The 25887-nt window shown below is 41.2% G+C and carries 24 protein-coding genes and 4 other annotated features; of the genes, 20 read left to right on the top strand and 4 right to left on the bottom strand.

Features of this window, described 5'->3' with window-relative positions; translation table 11 throughout:
• Positions 1-15 precede the first annotated feature (15 nt).
• The 19 genes from nadD (at position 16) to zapA (ending at position 20048) form a co-directional block, all read left to right on the top strand.
• The gene (nadD, locus tag Q7J41_RS16560) at positions 16-657 is read left to right on the top strand and encodes a nicotinate-nucleotide adenylyltransferase (protein WP_304889547.1); all 642 of its coding nucleotides are present in this window, start codon (positions 16-18) and stop codon (positions 655-657) included.
• The gene (gene yqeK, locus Q7J41_RS16555) at positions 644-1210 is read left to right on the top strand and encodes a bis(5'-nucleosyl)-tetraphosphatase (symmetrical) YqeK (protein WP_304889546.1); all 567 of its coding nucleotides are present in this window, start codon (positions 644-646) and stop codon (positions 1208-1210) included. The genes nadD and yqeK overlap by 14 nt, the downstream gene beginning before the upstream one ends.
• Positions 1211-1238: 28 nt before the next feature.
• The gene (gene rsfS, locus Q7J41_RS16550; protein WP_304889545.1) at positions 1239-1583 is read left to right on the top strand and encodes a ribosome silencing factor; all 345 of its coding nucleotides are present in this window, start codon (positions 1239-1241) and stop codon (positions 1581-1583) included.
• 257 nt (positions 1584-1840) lie between these two features.
• Positions 1841-2938 (top strand): redox-regulated ATPase YchF, encoded by a 1098-nt coding sequence (gene ychF / locus Q7J41_RS16545; protein ID WP_304889544.1) that lies wholly within the window; start codon positions 1841-1843, stop codon positions 2936-2938.
• 100 nt (positions 2939-3038) lie between these two features.
• The gene (locus tag Q7J41_RS16540) at positions 3039-4745 is read left to right on the top strand and encodes a B12-binding domain-containing radical SAM protein (RefSeq protein WP_304889543.1); all 1707 of its coding nucleotides are present in this window, start codon (positions 3039-3041) and stop codon (positions 4743-4745) included.
• 70 nt (positions 4746-4815) lie between these two features.
• Positions 4816-5070: a binding site (T-box leader), on the top strand.
• 103 nt (positions 5071-5173) lie between these two features.
• Positions 5174-7090 carry a threonine--tRNA ligase gene (gene thrS, locus Q7J41_RS16535; protein WP_304889542.1) on the top strand — a complete coding sequence of 639 codons (1917 nt, stop codon included), beginning with the start codon at positions 5174-5176 and terminating at the stop codon, positions 7088-7090.
• Between the two features lie 71 nt (positions 7091-7161).
• Positions 7162-7404, top strand: a binding site (T-box leader).
• 108 nt (positions 7405-7512) lie between these two features.
• Positions 7513-8505, top strand: coding sequence for an ABC transporter substrate-binding protein (locus Q7J41_RS16530; protein WP_304889541.1), 993 nt, complete (start codon positions 7513-7515; stop codon positions 8503-8505).
• A gap of 102 nt (positions 8506-8607) precedes the next feature.
• The gene (locus Q7J41_RS16525) at positions 8608-9504 is read left to right on the top strand and encodes an ABC transporter permease (protein ID WP_304889540.1); all 897 of its coding nucleotides are present in this window, start codon (positions 8608-8610) and stop codon (positions 9502-9504) included.
• Positions 9505-10299, top strand: a complete 795-nt coding sequence (locus Q7J41_RS16520) for an ABC transporter ATP-binding protein (RefSeq protein ID WP_304889539.1) — start codon at positions 9505-9507, stop codon at positions 10297-10299. It begins immediately after the preceding gene.
• A gap of 44 nt (positions 10300-10343) precedes the next feature.
• Positions 10344-10475: a sequence feature (ribosomal protein L20 leader region), on the top strand.
• Positions 10476-10482: 7 nt separating this feature from the next.
• On the top strand, positions 10483-11007 hold the full coding sequence (gene infC, locus Q7J41_RS16515) for a translation initiation factor IF-3 (RefSeq protein WP_304889586.1): 525 nt from the start codon (positions 10483-10485) through the stop codon (positions 11005-11007).
• A 114-nt stretch (positions 11008-11121) separates the two neighbouring features.
• Positions 11122-11325 (top strand): 50S ribosomal protein L35, encoded by a 204-nt coding sequence (gene rpmI, locus Q7J41_RS16510; protein WP_026393216.1) that lies wholly within the window; start codon positions 11122-11124, stop codon positions 11323-11325.
• A gap of 26 nt (positions 11326-11351) precedes the next feature.
• Complete coding sequence (gene rplT / locus Q7J41_RS16505; RefSeq protein ID WP_370651032.1) at positions 11352-11705, top strand: 50S ribosomal protein L20; 354 nt, start codon at positions 11352-11354, stop codon at positions 11703-11705.
• A 132-nt stretch (positions 11706-11837) separates the two neighbouring features.
• Positions 11838-13214 (top strand): TrkH family potassium uptake protein, encoded by a 1377-nt coding sequence (locus Q7J41_RS16500; protein WP_304889538.1) that lies wholly within the window; start codon positions 11838-11840, stop codon positions 13212-13214.
• Positions 13215-13228: 14 nt separating this feature from the next.
• Positions 13229-13897: a TrkA family potassium uptake protein gene (locus Q7J41_RS16495; RefSeq protein WP_304889537.1), complete on the top strand. Its 669-nt coding sequence runs from the start codon at positions 13229-13231 to the stop codon at positions 13895-13897.
• Positions 13898-13899: 2 nt separating this feature from the next.
• Positions 13900-14691 carry an RNA methyltransferase gene (locus tag Q7J41_RS16490; RefSeq protein ID WP_304889536.1) on the top strand — a complete coding sequence of 264 codons (792 nt, stop codon included), beginning with the start codon at positions 13900-13902 and terminating at the stop codon, positions 14689-14691.
• Between the two features lie 37 nt (positions 14692-14728).
• Positions 14729-14960 (top strand) — a binding site (T-box leader).
• A 95-nt stretch (positions 14961-15055) separates the two neighbouring features.
• Positions 15056-16078, top strand: a complete 1023-nt coding sequence (gene pheS, locus Q7J41_RS16485) for a phenylalanine--tRNA ligase subunit alpha (RefSeq protein ID WP_304889535.1) — start codon at positions 15056-15058, stop codon at positions 16076-16078.
• 13 nt (positions 16079-16091) lie between these two features.
• Complete coding sequence (pheT, locus tag Q7J41_RS16480) at positions 16092-18470, top strand: phenylalanine--tRNA ligase subunit beta (protein WP_304889534.1); 2379 nt, start codon at positions 16092-16094, stop codon at positions 18468-18470.
• 15 nt (positions 18471-18485) lie between these two features.
• Positions 18486-19364, top strand: a complete 879-nt coding sequence (locus tag Q7J41_RS16475; protein ID WP_304889533.1) for a DNA-processing protein DprA — start codon at positions 18486-18488, stop codon at positions 19362-19364.
• 123 nt (positions 19365-19487) lie between these two features.
• On the top strand, positions 19488-20048 hold the full coding sequence (gene zapA, locus Q7J41_RS16470) for a cell division protein ZapA (protein WP_304889532.1): 561 nt from the start codon (positions 19488-19490) through the stop codon (positions 20046-20048).
• A gap of 65 nt (positions 20049-20113) precedes the next feature.
• On the opposite strand, the gene lexA is transcribed toward zapA, so the two are convergent.
• From lexA to istA, 4 genes are all read right to left on the bottom strand, one after another.
• A complete protein-coding gene (gene lexA / locus Q7J41_RS16465; RefSeq protein WP_304889531.1) occupies positions 20114-20758 on the bottom strand; it encodes a transcriptional repressor LexA in 645 nt (214 codons plus the stop codon).
• Between the two features lie 493 nt (positions 20759-21251).
• Positions 21252-21566, bottom strand: coding sequence for a potassium channel protein (locus tag Q7J41_RS16460; RefSeq protein WP_304889530.1), 315 nt, complete (start codon positions 21564-21566; stop codon positions 21252-21254).
• Positions 21559-22341, bottom strand: coding sequence for an IS21-like element helper ATPase IstB (gene istB / locus Q7J41_RS16455; RefSeq protein ID WP_304889529.1), 783 nt, complete (start codon positions 22339-22341; stop codon positions 21559-21561). Before istB ends, Q7J41_RS16460 begins: the two co-directional genes overlap by 8 nt.
• Positions 22334-23875: an IS21 family transposase gene (gene istA, locus Q7J41_RS16450; protein WP_304889528.1), complete on the bottom strand. Its 1542-nt coding sequence runs from the start codon at positions 23873-23875 to the stop codon at positions 22334-22336. The genes istB and istA overlap by 8 nt, the downstream gene beginning before the upstream one ends.
• A gap of 556 nt (positions 23876-24431) precedes the next feature.
• Here istA and Q7J41_RS16445 point away from each other — a divergent pair.
• Positions 24432-24908, top strand: a complete 477-nt coding sequence (locus Q7J41_RS16445) for a hypothetical protein (RefSeq protein WP_304889527.1) — start codon at positions 24432-24434, stop codon at positions 24906-24908.
• The last annotated feature ends 979 nt before the right edge of the window (positions 24909-25887 follow it).

Below are 25887 nucleotides of genomic sequence, written 5' to 3'. Positions count from 1 at the left end.
AAGTAAGGGTTTGAGATGAAGAAAAAAATCGGTCTTCTGGGAGGAAGTTTTAATCCCATCCATACGGGTCATCTGCTGCTGGCGGAGTCGGCCCGGGATCAATATGAATTGGATAAGGTATTGTTTATTCCCACCGGGAATAACCCATTTAAATTATCTCAGGACGAAATTGCCAGAAAACACCGGCTTAAAATGGTTGAACTGGCCATCGCTGGCAATGACAGTTTTGAAATCTTAACCCATGAAATTGATCAAAATGGCATCACCTATACCATTGATACTATCAATAGCATTAAAGAGATTTATCCGGACTGCGATTTTTATTTCATCGCCGGGGCTGATTTAATGTTTGAAATCACCTTATGGAAGGGTGCCCCGGAGTTGTTGAAGTCGGTGAAGTTTATCACCACCTTCCGGCCGGGTTATAGTCATGATCGGTTGGATATGCGGATCAAAGAGCTCCAGGAAATTTATGGGGCTTCTATTTTTAAGCTGTACGCCACTGAAATGGACATCGCCTCTTCTGATATTCGAGCCCGCATTAAAAATGGTTATTCAATCCGTTACTTACTACCCGATGCGGTGGAAACCTACATTCATGAACATCGCCTTTATTTGCCGCATACGTCAATAGAGGATAACCATGAATTGGACTGATATCGAAGCTGATTTAAAAAAGAACCTAACCCCTAAACGGTTCAGACACACGATGAATGTGGTTGCGGCAGCTGATAAAATGGCTAGAGACTTCGGATGTAATCTGGATCAGGCCAGACTGGCAGCGTTGCTGCATGACTGTGCCAAGAATCTAACCGACCAACAGCAGCTAGACTATGCCCAAAAGCATCAGATCAAGATCGATCGGATCAGTCATAATGATCCCCAATTGCTTCATGGCCCGGTGGGGGCGGTTCTTGCTAAAGAACGTTACGGCATTGATGACGCTGCGATTCAAAACGCCATTGATTGTCATACCACCGGATGTAAAAACATGAATACCCTGGATAAGATTATTTATCTGGCTGACTATATTGAAAAAGATCGTTCTTTTCCGGAGGTTGAGACCATTCGTCAAATGGCCGAAACCGATTTGGATGGGGCAACCATTATGGCATTAACCAACTGCATCTGTCATGTGGCGCAAACCGGAGCCCTGATTCACAAGCGAACCATTGATGCGCGAAATGATTTGATTATTAAACAAAAATAGAAGAGATTAAAATTATAAAAGAAAGTGAGTGATTTTTATTAATCCAGAAGAATTTGCACAAAAAATAAAAGGGTGGATTGAAGACAAAAATGGAATCGATATTGAGGTCATTAATGTAACAGAAATGACATCGATTGCCAACTATTTTGTTATTGCCAGCGGGAGTTCTGAACGTCAGGTCAAAGCCATTGCTGACAATATTGAATATGAAGCCAAAGAATTAGAAATATTCCCCAAAAACATCGAGGGTCAACGAGAAGGCCGTTGGATTTTATTGGATTATTACGATGTGATCATCCATGTTTTCCATGCTGAAGAACGTGAGTTTTACAGTCTCGAAAAACTTTGGAAAAGTAGTCCAGTTAGTCGATAGCCTGAGTCTCAAACAAGCGGCTTGATCGACACTTTTTCTTAGGATAATCTCCTGGTGATAAATCGTTTATGGTTAAGCAAGACCTTTAGGTTTCAACCGAATCGCTGAACAAATCGAAATGGTGGCACTTCTTGATCCTTCGGGACGGGAAAATCCACCTTTTTAAATGTCAGGATTAATGTATCCGGGACAGAATATCAGTACCAAATAAAATAAAAAAATAATTTCATTGCTAAGAAAATTAGAAAGAGGTAACTATGAAGATAGGAATCGTTGGCTTACCCAACGTCGGGAAAAGCACCATATTCAATGCGTTAACCAAGGCTGGGGCAGAGGCTGCTAATTACCCTTTTTGCACCATTGATCCCAATATTGGGATTGTGACGGTACCAGATCCCCGCCTGGCTGTTTTAGAAAAAATGTACAATTCTAAAAAAGTTATTCCCACCACCATCGAATTTGTCGATATCGCTGGTCTCGTGCGCGGTGCCAGTAAAGGGGAAGGACTTGGCAACAAGTTTCTTTCACATATCCGCGAGGTTGATGCCATTGTTCATGTTGTCCGTTGTTTTGAAGATGACAACGTCGTCCATGTCGAGGGAAAAATCGATCCCATTGACGATCTGGAAACCATCAATCTGGAATTGATTTTTGCTGATATTGAAATGCTTGATCGCCGGATTGAAAAAAATAAAAAACTGGCCAAAACTAATCCGCAGGAAAAAGCCAACATCGAAGTAGCCATGCGTCTGCGTGAAATTCTGGAAGTGGGTAAAATGCCTAATGACGATGATTTTTCAACCGATGAATGGGAATTCATTCAAACCATTCAGTTGATTTCCATTAAACCAGTTCTTTATATCGCCAATGTTTCTGAAGATGATCTCCATGAGGATAATGAAATGGTAACCCGATTAAAAGCAACCGTTTTAGAAAACCACTCTGGTAATCATAAGGATATTATAAAAATATCAGCCAAAATAGAAGAAGAAATCGCCCAATTTGACGATACCGAAAAAGCCGAGTTTTTATCCGATATGGGTTTGGCCGAATCAGGACTGGATCAGGTCATTCGAACTGGTTATAAACTGTTGGGTCTGATTACCTTTTTAACCGCCGGACCCCAGGAAATACGAGCTTGGACGGTCACCGAAGGTACCAAAGCACCCCAGGCAGCCGGCAAAATCCATAGTGATATCGAACGCGGATTTATTCGAGCAGAAATTACCAGCTACGAACAATTGATTGAAGCCGGTTCTGAAGTGAAAGCCAAGGAAAGCGGTGTTACACGAGTGGAAGGAAAAGAGTATGTCATGAAAGATGGCGATGTTACTTTTTTCCGGTTTAATGTATAGACTTTCATATCGGAAGTTCAGCTCAATGAAAGCAAAATAAAAGCATAATACCCCTAAACGGGTATTATACTTGCACCATCCGATAAACTGGAGGTTACTAGTGAAAGATCTTGTTTTAGTCGCCATCAATGCTAAATATATTCATACCAATCTGGCCGTTCGCTCATTAAAGGCGCAGCTGCCGGATTTTGAGGTCGATTTTCTGGAAATGTCGATCAATGACCCGATTCATCGCATCATCAAGCTGCTACTGGATCAGGAAGCCAGACGGATTGGTTTTTCCTGCTATATCTGGAATATGGAGATTGTGCTTAAGTTGGCCGAAGTCATTAAAAAAGCCAGGCCGCAGGTGCAGATTATTTTTGGCGGCCCGGAGGTCAGTTTTGATGGCTTGTCCCTACTGGAAGAGCACCTTTTTTGCGATTTCATTATTCAGGGCGAAGGGGAAGACAAGTTAAAAGCACTACTGACAAATGATAATCTGAATGACCTTAGTAAAATTCCCGGTCTCTGCTATCGCAACCGATCCGGTGAACTGATCGAAAATCCGGATGCTAAACCGGTTCCGTTAAACCAATTAATTTTTCCGTATTTAAATTTGGATATGGACAATCTCAATCATAAGATTATCTATTATGAAACCATGCGCGGTTGCCCATTTTCCTGTTCTTATTGTCTTTCTTCGGCTAAACAGGGGTTGAATCTGTTATGTCTGGACAGGGTTTTTGCGGAACTGGATTTCTTTATTCTGGCAGGCGTCAAGCAGGTCAAACTGGTAGACCGGACATTTAACTGCGACTTGGGTCGGGCAAAAGAAATATTTAGACATCTAATTGATCAAGGCGGCAATACTAATTTTCACTTTGAAATGACCGGTGACCTGATCGATGATGAGATGATTGCGCTGCTGAACACGGCACCGCCGGGATTGATACAGCTTGAAATCGGGGTTCAAAGTACGGCCCCCGCTACGCTTTCGGCGATTGGCCGAAAAATCAGTGTGACGAGAACCGAAGAACATGTAACAAAATTGTTGGATCAACATAATATTCATATTCACCTGGATCTGATTGCGGGCTTACCCCATGAAACCTATGGGGTTTTCAAGTCATCCTTTAATCGGGTGATAGCCCTTGATCCCGATATGCTGCAACTGGGCTTTCTGAAATGTCTGAAAGGCACCCGTATTCGCAAAGAGTCGGAAATCCATGACTATCAGTATGCCAGTTTTCCACCTTATGAGATAATTTCAAATAAATATATCAGCGCTGCAGAACTGTATCAATTGCGTCAAATTGAAGTGTTGGTGGATCGCTACTTCAATAGTGGTGCATTCAAATATAGCTTGGCTTTCGTTTTTGCTGCCCGGATTTACAGCACCCCCTTTGACTTTTTTGAAGCGTTTTCCAGCTATTGGGACAGTCAGGGATATTATGATGTGGGCAAATCAAAGGAACAGCTCTTTGGGATACTCTTGGGATTTTTCAAGGATCATCAAAAAAGCGAACAGATCGGGGAATGGCTTAAATTCGACTTTCTCGCTCGGGAACTCAGACTGCCAGCCGGTATGAGTGATACCAGTCCGGATAAAGAATGGATCTTCGAGTTTTTAAAAGATCCCCAGAATATCGAGACTTATCTGGGTAGCTTCATAAACCTGGCACCAAAAAAAATCTATACCCAGGTCAAATTTCAGTATTTTTCGGCTGCTTTTCTCAGCCGGCTTACTGGAGCTGCTTTGTCATCAGAAGAAAAACCGGGATTAATGGTATTTTCTGAGGCCGGCTCTAGCATTATCATTCAATGAAATATTAAATTTGCTGAAAAGTATTGATTCTTTTTTAGATAAAGGTTATACTAATAAGCAATAAAAATAAAAAAAGATGCTGATAAGGACGAGTAAGTTATCCAAAAGTTTCAGAGAGTAGGCAACCTGGCTGTAATTGCCTGTACCAAAGATAATTGAAAACCACCTTGGAGTCGAAACCTGAAATCGATTGGAAAGTTGTGTTATTTACATTTTTTCACTTTCTTTTATAGTAGGGTTTTTCGGAGCTGACCGTTATTCAGAACTTAAGTGGATTCATGAAAGTGAATCAAATTGGGTGGAACCGCGTTGATACGTCCCTTTGGTTAACAAAGGGGCTTTTTTGTTTTTAAAATAAATGTTTTAAAGAACCAAGTCGCTTGAAAATACGCTGGTTTCACAATTAGCGCAAAAATAAAGGAGAAAATATGATTACTATTACGTTAAAAGACGGATCCATAAAGACTTATGAACCCGGAATTACTGTTCTTGAAGTTGCCAATGATATCAGTCCTGGTTTAGCTAAAAATACCATGGCCGGCGAGCTCAATGGCGAGGTTGTCGATGTCCGTCAACCGATTAATGAAGACGCCACCCTTAATCTTTTGAAATTCGAAGATGAAGGCGGCAAACATGCTTTCTGGCATACCGGTTCCCATCTGCTGGCTCAGGCGGTCAAACGACTTTATCCGCAGGCAAAACTGGCGATTGGCCCGGCGATCGACAGTGGCTTTTACTATGATATTGATGTGGATGTAATTATCACCCCGGAAATCATGGAAAAAATTGAAAAGGAAATGGCTAAAATTGTCAAAGAAGGTTTGGTAATCAATCGCTATGAACTAAGCCGAAACGAAGCCCTAGCTAAAGTAAATGCCGAAGGCGAAATTTATAAAGCGGAACTGATCGAAAATCTGCCGGAAGACGCCATCATCAGCTTTTATTCCCAGGGTGAGTTCTCCGATCTTTGCGCCGGCCCTCATATTCAAAATCTCAGCGGGATTAAAGCGGTAAAACTGTTAAGCCTGGCCGGAGCCTACTGGCGCGGTGATGAAAAAAACAAAATGCTGCAGCGGATCTACGGAATTACCTTCCCGAAAAAAAGCGAATTAGAAGCTTATCTGACCCGACTGGAAGAAGCAAAAAAACGGGATCACCGCAAATTAGGAAAAGAACTTGATCTTTTCTCACTCCAGGAAGAAGGTCCAGGTTTCCCATTTTTCCATCCCAAAGGAATGATTATTCGCAACGAATTGGAAAATTTCTGGCGACAGATCCATCAACTGCGGGGATACCAGGAAATCAAAACGCCAATTATTCTCAATGCTGAACTGTGGAAACGATCCGGTCATTGGGATCATTACAAAGAAAATATGTATTTCACCGAAATTGATGATGCCTCCTATGCGGTTAAACCGATGAACTGCCCGGGCGGAATGCTGGTTTATAAAAGAAAAGGACACTCCTATCGGGATTTGCCTTTAAAGATGGCTGAGTTGGGTCTGGTTCATCGTCATGAACTGCATGGCGCCCTCCATGGTCTGATGCGGGTTCGTAACTTTACACAGGATGATGCCCATATTTTTATGACCCCGGATCAAATTGAAGCCGAAGTCATTAAGGTCATTGATTTGGCTGATGACGTCTATAAAATTTTCGGATTTAATTATCGGGTTGAGCTCTCCACCAAACCAGAAAAAGCCATTGGCTCGGATGAAGTTTGGGAAATAGCGACCGACGCCTTAAGAAATGCGCTGGAGAAAAAAGCCATCGACTATCGTTTAAACCCGGGTGACGGGGCGTTTTATGGTCCCAAAATTGACTTCCATCTGGAGGACAGCCTGGGTCGTACCTGGCAGTGCGGCACTATCCAGCTGGATTTCCAGATGCCGGAACGCTTTGACCTAAATTATATTGGATCAGACGGCGAAAAACACCGTCCAGTTATTGTTCACCGCACCATTTTAGGAAGTATCGAACGGTTTTTCGGGATTCTGATTGAGCACTTTGCCGGAAAATTCCCGGTGTGGCTGGCACCGGTTCAGGTGATGGTTATTCCGGTTGCTGATGCCCACCATGATTTTGCCAAGGGCATTGCTGAAGAACTAACTGCCATTGGCGTTCGCACCTCGGTGGATGTTCGCGATGAAAAACTGGGTTACCGGATCAGGGATGCACAAATGCAAAAAGTTCCTTATATGTTGGTGGTCGGCGATAAAGAAGCCGAAGGCGGTGACCTGGCGCTGCGAATCCGCGACACTGGCGATGCGGGCCTGATCAGTCTTGCCGATCTCAAAGAAAAACTGATTCAAAAAATTAGCACAAAGTCATTGACCTTGGACTAAATCAGGAATAATACGGGTCGAATTTGCAATAAAGGTTGACAAATTCGACTCGTATAAATATAATAAAAAACAATAAAGTGATGACCAGGAACAAGTAATAATTAGGATGATCTTTTCAGAGAGCTTTCGGTTGGTGCGAGAAAGCGGGACACCGTTATGAATACATCCTGAGAGCTGCTCACCGAAAGGCTATGCCCGGTAGGCTGGGTCGGATACCAACCGTTATCATGGTTAAGTGACTAAGGTTGCTTGCAGAGTGTGATGTGTAAGCATCAAAGGCAAGGTGGTACCGCGAATTTGTATTCGTCCCTGTTATACAGAGACGAATTTTTTTTGCGTGAATGTAAAAATGAAGAAGCCAACACGAACAATTCAGCCTGAAAAGGTTTTATTGAATAAAAAATGAAAATGGAGGAAAAGAAATGAAAAAACACGGAAAAAAATTAATGACCGTTCTGCTCGTTGCAGCTGTAGTTGCCTTAGGTGCCGGATGCACAAGCTCGGCCACCAAAGAAGAAAGTAAAGAAGCGACCATCGGGATTGTTCAATACGTTGATCACGTTGCTCTTGATGCCGCCCGGGAAGGCTTTGTCACCGCACTGGCCGACAATGGTTATAAAGATGGCGATAATATTACCATCGATGTCCAAAATGCCCAGGGTGATCAAAGTAATTTATCAACCATCAGTGACCGTTTTGTCAGTAACAAGGTCGATATGGTGCTCGCCATTGCGACCCCGGCGGCCCAAGCCATCGCTGGTAAAACCACCGAAATCCCAATTTTGGGAACAGCTATTACCGATTATGAAGCAGCTCGTCTGGTCACTTCAAACGAAGCACCGGGCGGAAATGTCAGCGGAACAACCGACATGAACCCAATCAAGGAACAAATTGACCTGCTGGTAAAATTAGTACCGACTGCTAAAACAGTTGGGGTTCTTTATACTTCCAGCGAAGATAATTCAGTAATTCAGGCTAAAATTGCTAAAGAAGCGATTGAAAAACTGGGACTGAAATATGTCGAAGTAACGGTTACCAATTCAAATGATGTTCAACAGGCGACTCAATCGATTGTCAGCCAATGTGATGCCATCTACATTCCTACCGATAATGTCTTTGCATCAGCAATGCCTCAGGTTCAAAGCATTACCGCGCAATCAAAAACACCGGTCATCTGCGGCGAATCCGGGATGGTGGAATCAGGTGGCTTAGCCACCTTAGGAATCAGCTACTCAGACTTGGGTTACCAGACTGGTTTAATGGCCGTGAAAATCCTTAAAGGCGAAGCAGAACCGGCAACCATGCCAATTGAATCAGCTTCTAAATTTGAGTATGCCATCAATGGTGCGGTCGCTCAGGAAATTGGCTTAACAATTCCCGCTGATCTTCAGCAATATGTTATTACCGCAAAATAAAAGATTTGAATAGAAACGATTTAGCAAGCAGTAATGGATCCCATTACTGCTTGCTAAAATTATTAATCAAGATAATCAATAGATAAGAAGTGAGGCAGAATAATGTTTGAGATTATATTAGGTGCAATATCGCTGGGTCTGCTATGGGCCATCATGACGATCGGCGTTTATATCACCTACCGAATACTCGATATTGCTGATTTAACAGTAGAAGGAAGTATTGCAATGGGAGCTGCCATCGCAGCTTTTTCAATTTTTAATGGGATGAATCCTTTCATCGCTACATGTTTAGCCTTTGTTGGTGGGATGCTGGCGGGACTGGTCACCGGAATTCTTCATACAAAACTAAAAATACCCGCTTTGCTGGCAGGTATATTAACAATGATCGCACTTTATTCGGTCAATCTGCGGATCATGGGCAAGGCCAACCTGTCACTATTACGGATTGATACTGTATTTACCCCCATGGAAAACCTGGGATTAAGCCCAACATATTCGGTCATGCTCTTTGGCTTTATCAGTGTGATGGCAATTGTTGGTCTTTTATACTGGTTTTTCGGAACCGAAATCGGCTGTGCCATCCGGGCTACTGGTGACAATCCACAAATGGCTCGAGCCCAAGGGATCAACACCAATAATATGATCATCCTAGGTCTGGTCATCAGCAATGGTCTGGTTGCACTTTCTGGATCATTAATCGCTCAAAGCCAGAGCTTTGCTGATATTCAGATGGGAATCGGGTCAATCGTTATTGGTTTGGCATCAGTTATTATTGGTGAAGTTATTTTTGGCACCCGAAATTTTTTCAATTGCCTAATTTCACTAGCGCTTGGTGCCATCACCTATCGAATTATCATTGCCCTCGTATTAAAGTTGGGTATGCCAGCCAATGATTTAAAATTGTTTACTGCGATCACAGTGGCAATTGCGCTGTCATTACCGGTCTTTAAAACCTATCTTCGCCCCCTTAAAAAATCGATGAACGGAGGCGATCTATAAATGTTAATTATTAATGATATCGAAAAAAAATTTAATGCCGGAACGGTTAATGAGAAAGTTGCTTTGAGTAAGTTCAGTCTGTCACTGGCAGAAGGTGATTTTGTCACGGTGATCGGCGGCAACGGAGCCGGTAAGTCAACATTTCTCAATTGTGTGGCCGGGGTCTTTGGCGTTGATAAGGGTTCCATTCTGATTGATGGATTGGATGTTACTAAGCTTCCCGAACATAAACGTTCGGCGGTCATCGGCCGGGTATTTCAGGATCCAATGATGGGTACGGCCGGCAATATGGGGATTGAAGAAAACCTCGCCCTGGCCTATCGTCGTGGCAAAACCCGGTCATTGAGCTGGGGAATCAGTCATAAGGAACGAGAGATTTACAAAGAGTACCTCAGCCATCTGGATTTAGGGCTGGAAAATCGGCTCCATGCCAAGGTGGGTCTGCTTTCGGGGGGACAACGACAGGCATTGACCTTATTGATGGCAACACTGAAAAAGCCCAAATTACTATTGCTGGATGAACACACAGCGGCTTTAGATCCCAAAACAGCCGACAAGGTGCTGCAGCTCAGTGACCGTTTTGTTAAAGAAGGCAATCTGACGACCCTGATGGTCACTCATAATATGCGCCATGCCATTGAACATGGTAATCGATTGATCATGATGCATGAGGGACGGGTTATTCTGGACATCAGAGGCGAAGAAAAACAGAAGCTGACCGTTGAAGATTTACTGAAACGCTTTGGTCAGGTCAGTGGCGAAGAATTCGCTAATGACCGGGCGTTACTTTCATAAAAAAAACAGTTGACATTGATGATGAATAAGCATATAATAGCGTAGTAACAAAGTAGAGGAATCACACTTCTCACCTCATTTCTTAGGGAAATAGGTAAATATGAATGAACGTATTATAATTGTTCGTTAGTATTTTTTTGCAGGTGGAGTGACTCTACCTGCAATTTTTATATATGGAGGTATATTACTATTAGCAAAGATGTTCAACACGAAATTAATAACGAGATCCGTGATCGCGAAATCCGTGTAATTGACGAAGCAGGTGAGATGTTGGGAGTCATGAATACAAAAGACGCTCAAGCATTAGCCGATGAGAAAAATTTGGATCTAGTGAAAGTTTCACCAAACGCAAAACCGCCGGTTTGTAAGATTCTTGACTACGGAAAATTTAGATACGAAGAAATTCAACGATTAAAAGAAGCTAAAAAAAATCAAAAAGCTGTGGTTATTAAAGAAATTCGTATGTCGGTTCGAGTTGAAGAGCATGATATTAATGTTAAAATTAAAAATTGCATTAAATTCTTGGAACAAGGTAGTCGGGTCAAAGTGGCTATTCGTTTCAGAGGCCGTGAAATGGCTTATACGGAACAGGGAAAAGAAGTATTACTTGATTTTGCAGAACGTGTTTCTGATCTTTCCGTGGTTGAAAAGGCACCGAAGATTGAAGGCCGAAATATGGTTATGTATTTAGCACCCAAGCAAAAATAAATAACTCAATGTGTTAATTGACTATCTGTTAGCTAAACTTAGCTGTTTTTTAATTAAGTTTCTCAGATATAGTTTTTTATAAAAGATACCTTGTACAGGGAGGAGGAAATAGTTATGCCAAAAATGAAAACACACCGTGGTGCTGCAAAGCGTTTTAAAATAAAAAAATCAGGTTTTATCAAGCGGACAAAAGCTGGTAAACGCCATATTCTAAACAAAAAAAGCAGTAAGAGAAAAAGAAACCTCAGAAAAGCTACTGGTTTAGCTCCTGGAGATGCTAAAGTAGTTATGAAAATGATCAAAATGGTTAAAAGATAATATTTGAAGATAGGAGGAAATAAATAATGCGAATTAAAAAGGGCGTTAATGCCAAAAAGAAACATAAAAAAGTACTTAAACTTGCAAAGGGCTATTATGGCGCTAAAAGTAAGTTATATAGATCAGCAAATGAAGCCGTTATGCGGGCACTCAGATCTTCATATGTTGGCCGTAAAGAAAAGAAACGAAATTTCAGAAGATTATGGATCACTCGAATCAATGCCGGTGCCAGAATGTATGACTTAAGCTATAGCAAATTCATGTTTGGTTTAAAACAGGCAGGTGTTGAAATTGACCGTAAAATCTTAGCTGATTTGGCCATGAATGACATCAATGCTTTTAAAGACTTAGTTGAAGTATCAAAGAAAAACATGAACTAATCGTACTGAAAAAACTTCTCAACGGATTATCCATGATTGGGAAGTTTTTTTTATTGGATATTATTGTTGCTTTTTTATGACAGCATGTTAAAATATGTATGATTGTCAAATATTATATGTGGAGACAGAATCGTGGCAGAAAAAATACGTTGGAATTTCAAAAAATTTGTTGGACAGCGCTCCCCTGCGGAAATGCTGATTTACGGATTTGCTCTGGTTATACTTCTGGGAGCAATTCTTCTTACCCTGCCCATTGCCAGTACTTCTGGGGAGAGCGGCGGTTTTGTTAACGCTTTATTTACAGCAACTTCGGCTGTCTGTGTGACCGGATTAGTGGTTGTCGATACAGGGACATTTTGGTCAGTGTTCGGGAAAGTCGTCATTATTTTTCTAATTCAGATTGGTGGGTTGGGTTTCATGTCACTAACTACCATGTTTTTTGTACTGGCGGGGAAACGCATTACCATCAAAGACCGGCTGTTAATTCAATCCTCGGTGAATATGGATTCCATCTCAGGGATTGTTAAGTTTACCAAATATATTTTCTTCTCATCGCTGGTGATCGAAGGAATCGGGGCATTATTGCTGGCACTTGTTTTTATCCCGGAATACGGTTTCTTGCGGGGCACTGCATATAGCTTGTTTCATGCTATTTCAGCTTTTTGTAATGCCGGTTTTGATCTGTTTGGAAATTATTCCAGTTTAACAAAATACGTCGGTAATTTTATTGTCAATTTTGTTATTGGTGGTTTAATTATCCTCGGTGGATTGGGATTTGCCGTTACCAGTGATTTGATTAATGTCCGCAAGTTCAATAAAATGAGTATGCATACCAAATTGGTATTAACTGTATCGGGTGCTTTATTGGTCGTCGGTTTTGTGTTCTTTTTTATTTTTGAGTATAATAATCCCAATACCATGGGCAACTTATCGCTTCCAGTAAAATTTATGGCCGCCGCTTTTCAGTCGATCACACCGCGAACCGCCGGGTATAATACCATCGATATTGCTGCTTTGACGACTCCGTCATTGTTTTTAACGATGCTTTTAATGTTTATCGGTGCATCGCCAGGTTCCACCGGTGGAGGTGTTAAAACAACCACATTTGCCATTATCATAATGACAGTTGTCTCGGTACTGCATGGCCGCAAGGATGTCGTTGCGTTTAAACGCAGTATTTTAGGTCCGGCTATCCGCCGGGCAATTTCAGTTCTGGTTATTGCGTTCGCTATTGTCATCTCTATGATTTTTGTGTTATTATGTACAGAGCCCGATGCTTCTTTTGAAACTGTAGTTTTTGAAGTGATTTCGGCATTTGGCACGGTTGGTTTAACAACCGGATTAACCCCTCATTTATCAATTGGGGGAAAAATAGCCATAAGTATTACCATGTTTGTCGGTCGGCTGGGTCCATTAACGGTAGCCTATGCTATTTCACGCAGTGAAAAACGAGCCCGGGAAAACGTTGGTAATTTTAAATTGCCGGAAGGCAATATTATGATTGGCTAGAGGAGGAGTATTAATTGAAAGAAAAGCAGTTTGCAGTCCTTGGTTTAGGGCGTTTTGGTGAAGCACTTGCCATCACGCTCAGTGAGTTGGGCTGTAATGTTGTTGTTGTCGATAAAGACGAAGAAAAAATTCAAAATATTGCTAATTTAGTAACCTATGCGGTTCAGGCAGATGTTACAGATATCAACGCCCTGAAGTCGATTGGGTTAAAAAATGTGGACGCCGTGGTTGTTTCGATTACTTCCGATATTAACAGCAGTATCATGGGAATTGTCAATGCTCAGGAGCTGGGAATCAGCGAAATTTATGGGAAAGCAAATAATGCTCAGCATGAAAAGGTGCTGCTTAAATTAGGCGTTAAGAAAGTATTTTCTCCTGAACGTGATATGGGTGAGCGCGTTGCACATAATCTTTTCTCTGGCGATTTTATCGATATTTTAGAGCTGGATACCAATCATTCCATTGTTGAAGTGGAGTCTCTTCATATCTGGGAAGGAAAATCACTGGATCAGTTGAACTTGAGAGAAAAGCATGGCTTAAATGTGATCGCCATTCGAACCCTTGATGTTTTAAATGCTTCACCTGTTGCAAATGATATTATTCATTCGGGTGACAAGCTGATTGTCATGGGCGAAAATCGATCTATTAATGAGATTAATAAGCTATCCCGAAAAGATCATTAGCGATGTTTCAGGAAATCACTTCTAAAAATAATGATCAACTTAAATATCTGCGAAAACTTAGTAGTAAATCCTTTAGAGATTCGGAGGGAACCTTTGCAATCGAAGGAACCAAGCTTTTTCTAGAGGCCGTCAAAAACGAATTGCGGATTAAACAAATTTTTATTACAAAAGATTGGCTGGAAATTAATGCTGGCTCGAACAGCGATTATTTAATCGCATTAAGCGAAAATGATGTAACGGTAACGATTGTAAACTCTTCAATTTTGTCATCAATTTCAAGTTTGCAAAAACCTGAAGGAATTATCTGTGTGTTGTCTAAAATAAGCGTCCCGTCTGGTACATTCAAACGTTATGTTTTATTAGAAGATGTTCAGGATCCTTACAATGTTGGCACCATCATCCGAACTGCTGATGCGGCTGGCTTTGACTGTATTGTGACTTCCACCAAAACAGCCGATGTTTATAATGAGAAAGTGTTAAGGGGTTCTATGGGTTCAGTTTTTCACTTGCCGATTTATCAAGTAGAGTCATTGCTCGACTATGTGAAGCAATTAAAGAGCCAGCCGATAACCCTCATTGGTACCTCCTTAACGGGCGGTTCATTATGGGAGCGCAAACCCCTTAACGGCTCGTTTGCAATTGTGATGGGGAACGAGTCCCAGGGCATGTCACATGAGATGAGTGAATGCTGTGATCTGTTACTCAAAATTCCTATTTTGGGTCGGGCCGAGTCGCTTAATGTGGCAACCGCAGCAGGGATTATTATGTATGACCTGGTCAGAGATTTTAAATAATATTGTTAGTGCAAAATCGAAACAAAAATTAAATAGCTTATCAACAATGATAGAGCGAGTAGATAAATATTAAATTTTACAGAGAAAAAATCCCAGGCTGAGAGATTTTTGTTTTTAATTTTATTGAAGTTCCCTCTGGAGTTTTAGACGTGAACGTCATCATCCGTTTTTGATGGCCTTTAGCCTCTAACGTTAATTGCGTTAAAATTTTGAGTGAATGCAATCAGTATTAATTTAAGGTGGTACCGCGGAGTAATTTCGTCCTTTTCAGAAGGACGATTTTTTTATTTATTTAAAAGAAAATGATTTAACAACAAATGATTTAAAAAAGCATTTAATAAGATAATTAAAAAAGGAGAAAGAAATGGAGTTAGAACTTAAACAATTAAGAGATCGCTGTTTGACCGATCTTAATGATGTTGAAGAATTAAAAACACTGGACAATGTGAGAATAAAGTATCTCGGTAAAAAAGGGGAGTTGACCATTGCCCTGAAGGGCATGGGCAAGCTTTCCAGCGAGGAACGACCAATAATTGGGAAATTGGCCAATGAAATACGGGAAGAAATTGAGAATAACATTTCAGCCCAGAAACAGTTGCTTGAACATAAGGAAATCGAAGCGCAGATCAGAGAAGAAAGCATTGATGTATCCCTACCGGGGAAAAAGCATCTGGCTGGGAATCTTCATCCATTGACCACAACCGTCAACGAATTGAAAGAAATCTTTCTGGGGATGGGCTTTTCGATTGCCGAAGGTCCAGAAATCGAATGGGCTAAATATAATTTTGACTACCTGAACGTTCCTCAGGATCACTCTGCCAGAGACTTGCAGGATACGTTTTATTATCAGGACGACATTGTTCTGAGAACCCAGACCTCACCAGTCCAGGTGCGGGTTATGCAGGAACAGAAACCGCCATTGCGGATTATCTCACCGGGTCGGGTATATCGCTGCGATGAAATAGATGCTACCCATTCGCCGGTTTTCCATCAAATGGAAGGTCTGGTCATCGACAAGGGCATTACCATGAGCGATCTTAAAGGAACCCTGGATCTATTTGCTAAAAAACTCTTTGGTGAACAGACCAAAACGAAATTCCGACCGCACCAGTTTTATTTTACCGAACCAAGTGCGGAAATGGACGTCACCTGTTTCAAATGCGGGGGCGTCGGCTGCAAGGTTTGCAGCAACACCGGTTGGATCGAGATTCTGGGCTGCGGCATGGTTCACCCCAATGTCTTACGGTTATGTGGTATCGATCCCGATGAATACAGTGGCTTTGCTTTTGGAATGGGACTGGATCGGATTACCTTAACCAAGTATGGGATCACTGATCTGCGTTTATTATTTGAAAACGACTTGCGCTTTTTAGCGCAATTTAAATAGGAGGAACCATAATATGTTCGTTTCACTGAATTGGTTAAAAGAATTTGTTGATATAAAAATACCCCCTTATGATTTTGGCGAGGCTCTGACCATGTCAGGTACAAAAGTCGAAACATTGACGGTTGTTTCTGAAAATGTGGTCAATATATTTACTGGAAAAATCACTAAAATTGAACCCCATCCCAATGCCGATAAGCTGATTGTCTGTACCGTGGACATGGGAACCGATGAGCGGGTGATTGTCACCGCCGCCAAAAACGTCTTTGAAGGCGCTATCGTTCCAGTTGCCGTTGATGGGGCAGTGATTGCTGATGGCACCAAAATCGGTACCAATGATTTTAGAGGAGTGCTTTCCTATGGGATGTTCTGCTCGATTGAAGAACTGGGCATGAATACCGATTTGTTTTCCAAAGAAATCATGGAAGGGATTCTGATTCTACCAGCAGGCACTCCGCTGGGAATGGATGCGCGAGAACTGTTTTGGCTTAATGATGTGATCATCGATGTCGAATTGACGGCTAACCGGTCAGACTGCCAATCGATCATCGGCATCGCCCGGGAAGCGTCAGCAACCCTGGATCTTCCGATGGCCGGTTTTACAATTTATGCTGCTACAGAAAGTTCGAATCAGATCGCCGATTACTTATCAGTAAAAATTGAAGATCAAGCCTGTCCCCGCTATGTAGCCAAAATGCTGAAAGTCAAGAAAATTGAAGCATCACCACTATGGATGCAGGTCAAACTCCTGAACAGTGGGGTTCGTCCGATTAATAACATTGTCGATGTCACCAATTACGTAATGTTGGAACTGGGACAACCGCTTCATGCCTTTGATTATGATAGCCTCCAGTCCCAGGAGATTGTTGTCAAAACCACCACTGATAAAAAGATTGTTACCCTCGATGATAAAGAGCGGAACATTGATGAAACGATGCTGATGATTACCAATGGTCAGGCACCGGTGGCGGTTGCCGGTGTAATGGGTGGCGAAAATTCAGAGATAACCGAAAAAACCAGTCTAATCGTGCTGGAGGCGGCTAATTTTAACAAAGGCAGTGTCCGTTTAACGGCAAAACAGCTTGGTCTGAGAACCGAGGCATCCTCCCGTTTTGAAAAGGGTGTCGATCCCGAATTGGCTGGCATTGCAGCCCTGCGGGCAACCCATCTATTGCTGGAAATCGGTGCTTGTGAAGTCATTGAGGGCTTGATCGATGTGTATCCCTGCGTGGAAGCCTTGAAAAAAGTCAACCTGGATGTTAATTGGTTCAATGCTTTTGTGGGTATTTCGCTGACAATCGCTGAGATCTCAAAAATGCTGACCCGGTTATTTTTCACGGTTGAGAAAATTAGTGATCATGTTCTGGAAGTTGAAGTCCCCAGTTATCGGCTGGATATTGAACTAAAGGAAGATCTGGCTGAAGAAGTCGTGCGGATTTTTGGCTATGATATGATCCCTGGTACCATCATGGGGGGCGAAACCATGGTCGGTGGTAAAACCCCGGTTCAAAAATTTCAAGACGCTCTCAAAAACATCCTGGTGGGTCAGGGGTATTATGAAACGCTGACATCCTCTTTCACCAGCGAAAAACGTCTTCAAGGGCTGAATTCACAGCGTGAGGATAACCTCATCCCTTTGATTAACCCATTAGGTGAAGAAAACAGTATTATGCGCCATACCCTTGTCGGACATCAATTGGAAGTGATTTCACTAAACTATAGTCGGAAAAATCCATTTGGTCAGTTCTTCGAATTGTCCAATACCTATCGTAAAAATGAAAAGCCCGGGGAGTTACCCATCGAAGAACAGAAACTGGCCATCAGTAGTTATGGCAGTGAGGATTATTTTGATTTAAAAGGGGCAGTTGAGCTGTTACTAGCGCAGTCAGGAATTAAATATCCGGAGTTTATCGCTGGTGGATCAGACTTCCTTCATCCCGGACGAAAAGCTGAAATTTTTGTGAATGGCATAAAATTAGGTGAAATCGGTGAGATTCATCCGGTGGTCGTCAAGAATTATGAACTACCTAAGCGTTGTTATGTGTGCCAATTGTCTTTTGATGCGCTTTTTGAGTGCTCATCACTCGATAACAAATTTACCGATCTGCCCAAATTCCCGGCTTCAAACAGGGATCTAGCGATTTTATTAAAATCTGATATTCCGGCGGCTGCGGTTGAGGCTATTATCCGTAAAAACAGCGGCGAAATTCTTGAAAGTATCGACTTATTTGATGTTTACACCGGGGCTCAAATTCCTGATGGCTATAAGAGTCTGGCTTATGCCTTGAACTTCAGACATCACGAACGCACCCTAAATGACAATGATATAAATCCGGTGATCGATCAAATCCTCAGCGAGTTAAAACGATCATTTGACGCCCAGCTGCGCGAATAACAACTACGTACGGGTATGAATCATTCTCATGAGATTATTATCGGGCTCTTGCAATTAAAAGGGGTCGGGCGCCAGAAAGTTAAACTGCTACTGGCGATGATCACCGCACCCCGGGGTTTATCATTCCAGGAGATTGTGGAAATCGGCCAAACCTTTCATATTATTTCAAGACAAATCAGTCAAACAGAAATTGAAGCAGCCATGGACTATAGCAAACGGCTAATCGATGATTGTGATGAGCTGGGAATCCAATGTAAATCCTATTTAGATGATGGTTTTCCGGAGAGTCTGAATTTCATTGATTCCCCAGTATTACTATTTTGTAAAGGTGATTTTGATGTCTTAAATCACCCTAAAAGGGCGGCAGTCATCGGCAGCCGCACGCCGACCCAGCTGGGATCCGATTTTGCCTATCAGGCAGCTAAGATTCTGGCCGAAAACAATTTTGTGGTGATCAGCGGCCTGGCGATTGGTTCAGATTTTTATGGACATTTAGGCTGTCTGGATGCTGGTGGAAAGTCAGTGGCATTTTTACCATCGGGTTTGAACCAGGTTTATCCGGTCATAAATCAAGGCTTGGCGGAAAAAATTTGCGATCAGGGTGGCTGTCTGATCTCAGAATACAGTCATCATGAAACAGTTCAGCCCTATAAATTCATCGAACGGGATCGTCTACAAAGCGGTGCGAGTCAGTTTTTGATCGTATCCAATTTCTCGCCGGGCAGCGGAACCATCCATACATTGGATTACGCCAATAAAAATAATAAGCCGATTTACTCAATCCCGGTCATTTATGAAGAATCGTGGGAGGGATTTAATCACCTCAGCCAAAAGCATATAAACTTTCAGATTATCGAAAATACTGAGCTTACTCGAGTCATCAAAAATTATTAATTGATAAATCATTTGTAATTTTTTCGTTTATTACATATAATAGAAGGAACAGATAATAAAAGTACCGTAGTAGAACATGACTATTACTATTAAAGAATTTAATTTATTTCACAGGAGGAAAAAATGCCTGAACAAACAATAATGGAATTACGCATATTAGATACCGAATTTAATTTAAAGGCAAAGGGAAACGAAGAGCATATCCAACATGTTTCTGATTACGTCAATGCCGAATTGGAACGCGTCAAGGCTGCTAATCCTTTTACCAATCACATTCGGATTGCGATACTAGGCTGTATGAATATTACTGAGCGGCTGTTCATTGCGGAAGAAGAAGTTCGTACTAGTGAAGAATTCAAAGCTAAAGAAAGCGGCGAGATTAAACTGGTCAAAGAAGAACTTGAGAAAACTAACAGTGTATTAAATGAAGAAAAAGCGAAATATGAAACCCTGGTTGAAGAAACAGAATTGCTGCAAAAAGAATTGGATGAAAAAAGTGATTTGCTGGCTCAATATCGTGAGCATTTACGGCAAAGTAAGATTGAAAGCGAAACCAGCCGTAAAACAATTCTGGATTTGCAGAATCAACTATTTGAAAGCCAGATTGAATTAGTAAAAGCTAATAAGAATCATATTGAAAAAGATATCTTTAAAAATATTGAAGACAAAATGAAATTGGATTAGCTAAAATGAATTAGACAAAATAAATATTAAAAACAAAAAAAGATGTTTGCACATCTTTTTTTTGTTTAAAATTTACGGATTAATCCAGTAACCTTGCCGAGAATTTTGACATCTTCGGCATTACAGATAATCGGATCCATCGTTTTATTATCGGGTTGGAGACGAATTTTATCGGGGTCTTCATAAAAGATTCGTTTTACTGTGGCTTCATTATCTTCAAGCAGGAGCGCCACAACGATTTCACTATTTCTTGCGGTTTCCTGTTTTCTGACGATAATCTTATCGCCATCCAGAATACCGGCATCAATCATGCTTGTTCCCTTAACTTCAAGGATAAATGCGGCGTCTGTCCCAGTAAAATCTAACGGCAGTGGAAAAATATCGGTGATATTTTCAATCGCCAGAATCGGTGCGCCGGCTGTTACGCAACCTAAAATTGGCAGTGAAACAATCGTCTTTTCGTCAAAGTAACTTGAAAGCGTTTCATTGGGATCGTGACGAAGGACTTCAATGGCGCGGGTTTTCGTAGAGTCCCGCTTGATATATCCCAGTTCCTCCAACTTTTTTAAGTAAGTGTGAGCAGTGGAAGTCGATTTTAAATTTACAGCGGCACATATTTCCCGCACCGATGGGGGATAACGCTTATCTCGCATTTGGGTTTCAATAAATTTTAATATTGCAAACTGTTTGCTGTTTAAATCCTCGTACATTAGCATTCCTCCAAATATTTATAGCTTATTATAACATATCCGCAGAAAAAAAACAAACGTAAGTTCTCTTTGCGGCTATTCCTATTTAATGGATGATAACTAGAAATTTATGGACTTTTGAGGCAATACCCTCTAACACTGATAAACACTTACAAATTTCAATAAAGTCCATTTTAAAAATTATGGACTTTATTTTGTTTTGGACTTTTGAAATTCTAAAAATAAAGTTCATATTTTAATGTATTTTTATTATCAAACGTTTTGTTTCAAAAGTCTATTATAGGGGTAGACTTTATTTTTGAATATTCCAATTGAATAGTGCACCTATTCCGATGATTCAGAGCACGCTGTCCGTAAAACGAGTGCAATGTTTCCGGACAGAGTGCAGAAGATTCTAACCGATAAAATTCCTTTGCGTACTTATTTAACCCGCTTCAAGGAGAATGTGAGCCATCCTCACAGAAGCTAATCCACTAGTCGTTGTAACTAACTGCTAATACTCAGAATCATCGTGACCGTGAGCAAGGCGACAGATATGTTCGCACCACTCATCGGAGTCCATGGGATCCTGATTATTATAAAACATCTGTATATATTGCTGATAAGCTTCGCTCCAGTAATAACGGTCTGCCAGATTTGACAGAATATCACTGCGGAGATTTTCTTTTTCATGATCAGGCAGATAACGACTCAATGCATAGCGATAACGAACTGTTTCTGATTCCAGATGTTTGATGTCGTTGATCATCACATCGATCAGTTTACAAAATTCATAGATATTATCGGAGTTGTTGTACTCGTTACTCATGGCGAACACCGGCTTCACTTGGCGATGTATTTAAACCATGACGTTCACGCATGGAAATCTTGCCATTGATCATGATTTCATAGGCATTATGGATGATACGGTCAATGATTGCTTCGGAAACCGTGGCATCCGATTCGGTACCGATCCGTTCATACCAGCCCTGTGGTTCAAACTGTGTGCAGAAGATAACCGAACCTTTGACGGTTCGTGCTTCAATGATTTCAAGCAGTTCTCTGGCCTGGTCACTGCCTAAGGGACACAGCAGAAATTCATCCAGGATCAGAAGATCGATTTTCTGATAACTTTTAATGATTTTCTGGTAGGTGCCTTCACCGTGGGCGATAGCAAGTTCATTAAGTAAGTCGGGAAGCCTGACGTATTTGACTTTTATAAAGTTACGGCAGGCAGCAATCCCAAGTGCACAAGCGATATAAGTTTTACCATTTCCAGAAGCACCTTTTAAGATGATATGGTGGTTGTCGATGATATAGCCGCAAGTGGACAGTTCCAGCATTTGTGATTTATCCAGTTTTCGATCCGGATGATATTCAATCGCCTCCATACAAGCGTTCGGATGCCGAAACTCGGCCATACGGATCAGTTTGGCCAGTTTCGTGTTTCGCCGTTGATCCCATTCCTTATCGACCAGCATTGAAAAACGATCCTCAAAGGAAAGTGCATCAAAGGCATGACTACGACACTGAGATTCAAAGGCATCCGCCATGCAGGAAAGACGGATATCATGGAGTTTATCGATGGTGGACTGTTTAATCATTATCGCTGCCTCCTTTGAAATAAGAAGCGCCACGGGTAATGCCATACTGTCCGCTTGTTTTAACAACAGACGACTGAGGGTGAACCTTATCCTGGCCATTCTTTAGAATGGTCGAGATGTTTTTCAGACTTGGATTCGGCGTATAGGACAAAGCCCGGTTACAGGCAGCTTCCAGACGCTCGGTTGAATAACGGTCGGCCAGTTTCATCAGTGAGGCACAGGATTTATAACCTTGCTGTTCAACTTTATAGGCATAGAGAAAGGTCTTTACCACACCCACTGTTGCGATACCAATACTTTCACCCCATTCCAGGAAGGATTCGGTATTATAACTCAGATATCTTCGGTGGTTTTCCGGCATGTGTTCCGGCAGATAAATGGGATCTTTCGCATAGGCAACTTTCACATGAGAAGCGATACGATTATTATGGTAGAAAACTTCGATACATTTTTCAGTCGTACGTATGTCTACCTGTTTGCCAATAAATTCATAAGGTACCGAATACTTGCAATTCCCGGCAGCTATGAGATAATCAGGTTGGATGGTGGCAGTTGACCAGACAGCCGTTTCATATGGGGCAGCAGGTAAAGGCATGAGGAAGGATTGCTCTTCTTCTTCGAATGCCGAGAGCCGGCTGCCCTTCTTTTTCTGGAAGGATTTCGCATTGAATTCCGCCAGCTTTTCCAAAATGGCATGATTGAGTTCGATAAAGGAAAAGAACTTCCGATTACGGAGAGCTGCAATAATCCATGTTGAAATCACACCGACCGTTCCTTCGGCACCTGGCTTATCTTTGGGTGAGTATGGTCTGGCTGGAATAATCGCTGTTCCATAATATTCAGCCATCTCATAGTAGGAACGGTTTAAAATCAAGTCTGTTCGGGTATTCTTAATGATCCCGGTTTTCAGATTGTCGGGCACAACAATACGGGTTACCCCGTTAAAATAACGGTAGGCATGAACATGTGCTTCAATCCAGTGGGGTGATTTCATATCCGGAAAAGCTTCGGCATAGCTGTAAAGGCTACAAGGCAGACAGGCCACAAAAACATAGGCCGTCACAGGCGCCCCAATGGCTTCGTCAATGACTGTGAGTGTTTTTCCCGCCCAGTCGACTTCCATGAGTTCACCCGGCTTACGTTTAATGCGCAGCGTCGCTTTCTTGGATGCGGCATAAGCATGATACTTCTCGTTAAACTGGGAATGCTGGTAAGGTATCACCTGCTCATTTCGACACTGCTCGCAATACTCAGCCCAAAGCAGGGAAAGCGTCACCCCGGGTCTGGCCAGTTCATTGTGCATGGTTTCGAAGTCAGGAAGTTTCCTGCCATTGATGCCGGCACGGCCGGGATACAGAATCGTCTGAAGATCCGGATTGGTCAGTTCATCCGGAATCGGCCATGAAATGTCTTTATCCTGTGTCAACTGCCAAACCTCGGCAACCGTGTTACGTGAGCTCCTAGTGCTGGTAGCAACACTTGTATTAGTGTAACCCTGACTTTTCAGCCGGATTATTTCTCGATAATTTACCATAATTATCGACCTCCATAATTGTATTTACACAATTGCTTGTGCATAAAACAATTATAACGCTACTGCACTAGCTCCGGAAAAGGGTGCTTTGAAATATCGGAAATACTGCTCTGAATCACCGGAAAGGGTGCACTATCAGATTGGAATATTCAATTTTGTTTGGACTTTTGAATTTTTAAAAATAGATTTCATAATATAATGTATTTTTATTATCAAACATTTTGTTTCAAAAAGCTATTATAATTTATAATCTTAAAATCATAACTGAATAAAATGAAATGTTAATATCGATATTGTGGTGGGAATTTTCAGGAAGGAACAACAACCCATAACGGGAAAACAATCGACTACGTGATTGTGATCAAAAGTATTAAGTGCAAAAAGTGTTATCAATGCCCTATGTGGAGCTCTCTTTTTCAGGAGGATTCTGATGATTTTTAATTCTGTAAAAAGCATAACTACTAATGCGAAATAGTGGTTGTTGTTTTTAGGAAATCATGATACAATCTGTTAAAGTCATTAAATTTAATGAAATAAACAGAAAGGTTGATGAATTATGTATAGGTATCAGATAAGACTGTATCCTGAATTGTTAAAAAATAGGGAGGGATTAAAATTAGATCCAACGTTGGATCTAGTAAAGGAAATTGCAAAAGATTACACAATAGCAGGAATGAAAGCTGCTAATAAAAAAGGAATTGAGGAAGACACTATAGAAATAAAAAATGGTAATACGCTACAATTTATTTTAGTAAGTGAGGCGTGGCTTAAATTTCCGACTAAAGCAATCCGAAACTTTATTTCTAAATTAAGTAAAATTGAACCATATAATGGATTAATCACTCCTAACGGAAGGCTCTTTAAGGGCGAATCAGAATTCCTAGGAGAAGATATTCTAGATATAGTTGATGAAAAATTGAAACTTACCGATGAACGGGCATTAATAGAAATAATACGCTTGTTTTTCAGAGAGACAGAAGGCAACCGAAAAACAATTAATATGTTAAAAGAAATCGTGGGAGGGGTAAATTAATGTTCTATTACAAGTTTAAAGCTTATTTTCTATCAAACTTATTTAATCCAGCCATTCTAATTCCTGCGATTAATAATACAGAAATTTCGTTTAATAGATTACATAGAAAGAATTTTAAGCATATATCAGCTACAGTTGATAATGTTAATAAGTGTCTTGATGTCACGCTGTACTCGACTATTGATATAGACCGAGTCAATTGGTTAAGGGCGGCACAGTATTTTTCGAAAGAACTGTCCAAAGAACCTGGTCTTAATAGCTACATATACAAACGAAGATTGCTAGAGAGATTATAGAAATTTAATCCAGAAAACATAAAGCATCCAGCAGAAATGTTAGGTGTTTTATTACGCATTAAAACGTAAGAAAGGCGCTATATAATCAAGGGCATTACCATTGAAAAAAGTAGGCGATATTGCAAAATTACAGACTGCCCTAAAATGAGTTAACAGCGAAATGGAGTGTTATCATAAAAGTGCAGTCCCAAACTACAAGGAAATGAGGTAAAATAGAAAGAAAAAGGACTGGTTAATTATGAAGAAAGCATATAGCTCAGAGGAACATTTTGAAGCGTTAAAACTGGCAAATGAAATCGGTAACCGGGCAGCAGCAGAGCGGTTGGGAATTTAGCTTGATACATTATATACCTGGGTTAGCAAAGCAAAGAGCGGAAAGATCGGATTTTCTGAAGACCCTGGTAATGTTCCAAGAACAGATCCAAAACGTTTAAAACAGCTCGAAAAAGAATTGCAGGAAGCCAGAGATGAAATTGAGATCTTACAGGATGCCCTTGTTTTTTTTGTAAAACGCCGAAAGAAATAGCAAATAAATACCGGATGGTCTACATTTCCAACCATTGGAGACAATGGCCTGTCGCCATGCTCTGTCGCGTTCTTGGTGTCAGTGAACCGGGTTATTATAAACATTTACGGTTTCAGAATAAACCGGATAAGCATGCAAATCTTTTGGCGCAAATCTA

It is taken from the genome of Acetobacterium sp. (assembly GCF_030652775.1).
Lineage (GTDB): Bacteria > Bacillota > Clostridia > Eubacteriales > Eubacteriaceae > Acetobacterium.
Note: the sequence above shows the minus strand (reverse complement) of the source record. Positions and strands in the feature narration are given on the sequence as shown.

Coding starts and splice junctions, on each gene's coding strand:
- nadD (WP_304889547.1), top strand. CDS start 16: ATGAAGAAAAAAATCGGTCTTCTGGGAGGAAGTTTTAATCCCATCCAT.
- yqeK (WP_304889546.1), top strand. CDS start 644: ATGAATTGGACTGATATCGAAGCTGATTTAAAAAAGAACCTAACCCCT.
- ychF (WP_304889544.1), top strand. CDS start 1,841: ATGAAGATAGGAATCGTTGGCTTACCCAACGTCGGGAAAAGCACCATA.
- thrS (WP_304889542.1), top strand. CDS start 5,174: ATGATTACTATTACGTTAAAAGACGGATCCATAAAGACTTATGAACCC.
- Q7J41_RS16530 (WP_304889541.1), top strand. CDS start 7,513: ATGAAAAAACACGGAAAAAAATTAATGACCGTTCTGCTCGTTGCAGCT.
- Q7J41_RS16525 (WP_304889540.1), top strand. CDS start 8,608: ATGTTTGAGATTATATTAGGTGCAATATCGCTGGGTCTGCTATGGGCC.
- Q7J41_RS16520 (WP_304889539.1), top strand. CDS start 9,505: ATGTTAATTATTAATGATATCGAAAAAAAATTTAATGCCGGAACGGTT.
- rpmI (WP_026393216.1), top strand. CDS start 11,122: ATGCCAAAAATGAAAACACACCGTGGTGCTGCAAAGCGTTTTAAAATA.
- rplT (WP_370651032.1), top strand. CDS start 11,352: ATGCGAATTAAAAAGGGCGTTAATGCCAAAAAGAAACATAAAAAAGTA.
- Q7J41_RS16490 (WP_304889536.1), top strand. CDS start 13,900: ATGTTTCAGGAAATCACTTCTAAAAATAATGATCAACTTAAATATCTG.
- pheS (WP_304889535.1), top strand. CDS start 15,056: ATGGAGTTAGAACTTAAACAATTAAGAGATCGCTGTTTGACCGATCTT.
- pheT (WP_304889534.1), top strand. CDS start 16,092: ATGTTCGTTTCACTGAATTGGTTAAAAGAATTTGTTGATATAAAAATA.
- Q7J41_RS16475 (WP_304889533.1), top strand. CDS start 18,486: ATGAATCATTCTCATGAGATTATTATCGGGCTCTTGCAATTAAAAGGG.
- zapA (WP_304889532.1), top strand. CDS start 19,488: ATGCCTGAACAAACAATAATGGAATTACGCATATTAGATACCGAATTT.
- lexA (WP_304889531.1), bottom strand. CDS start 20,758: ATGTACGAGGATTTAAACAGCAAACAGTTTGCAATATTAAAATTTATT.
- Q7J41_RS16460 (WP_304889530.1), bottom strand. CDS start 21,566: ATGAGTAACGAGTACAACAACTCCGATAATATCTATGAATTTTGTAAA.
- istB (WP_304889529.1), bottom strand. CDS start 22,341: ATGATTAAACAGTCCACCATCGATAAACTCCATGATATCCGTCTTTCC.
- istA (WP_304889528.1), bottom strand. CDS start 23,875: ATGGTAAATTATCGAGAAATAATCCGGCTGAAAAGTCAGGGTTACACT.
- Q7J41_RS16445 (WP_304889527.1), top strand. CDS start 24,432: ATGTATAGGTATCAGATAAGACTGTATCCTGAATTGTTAAAAAATAGG.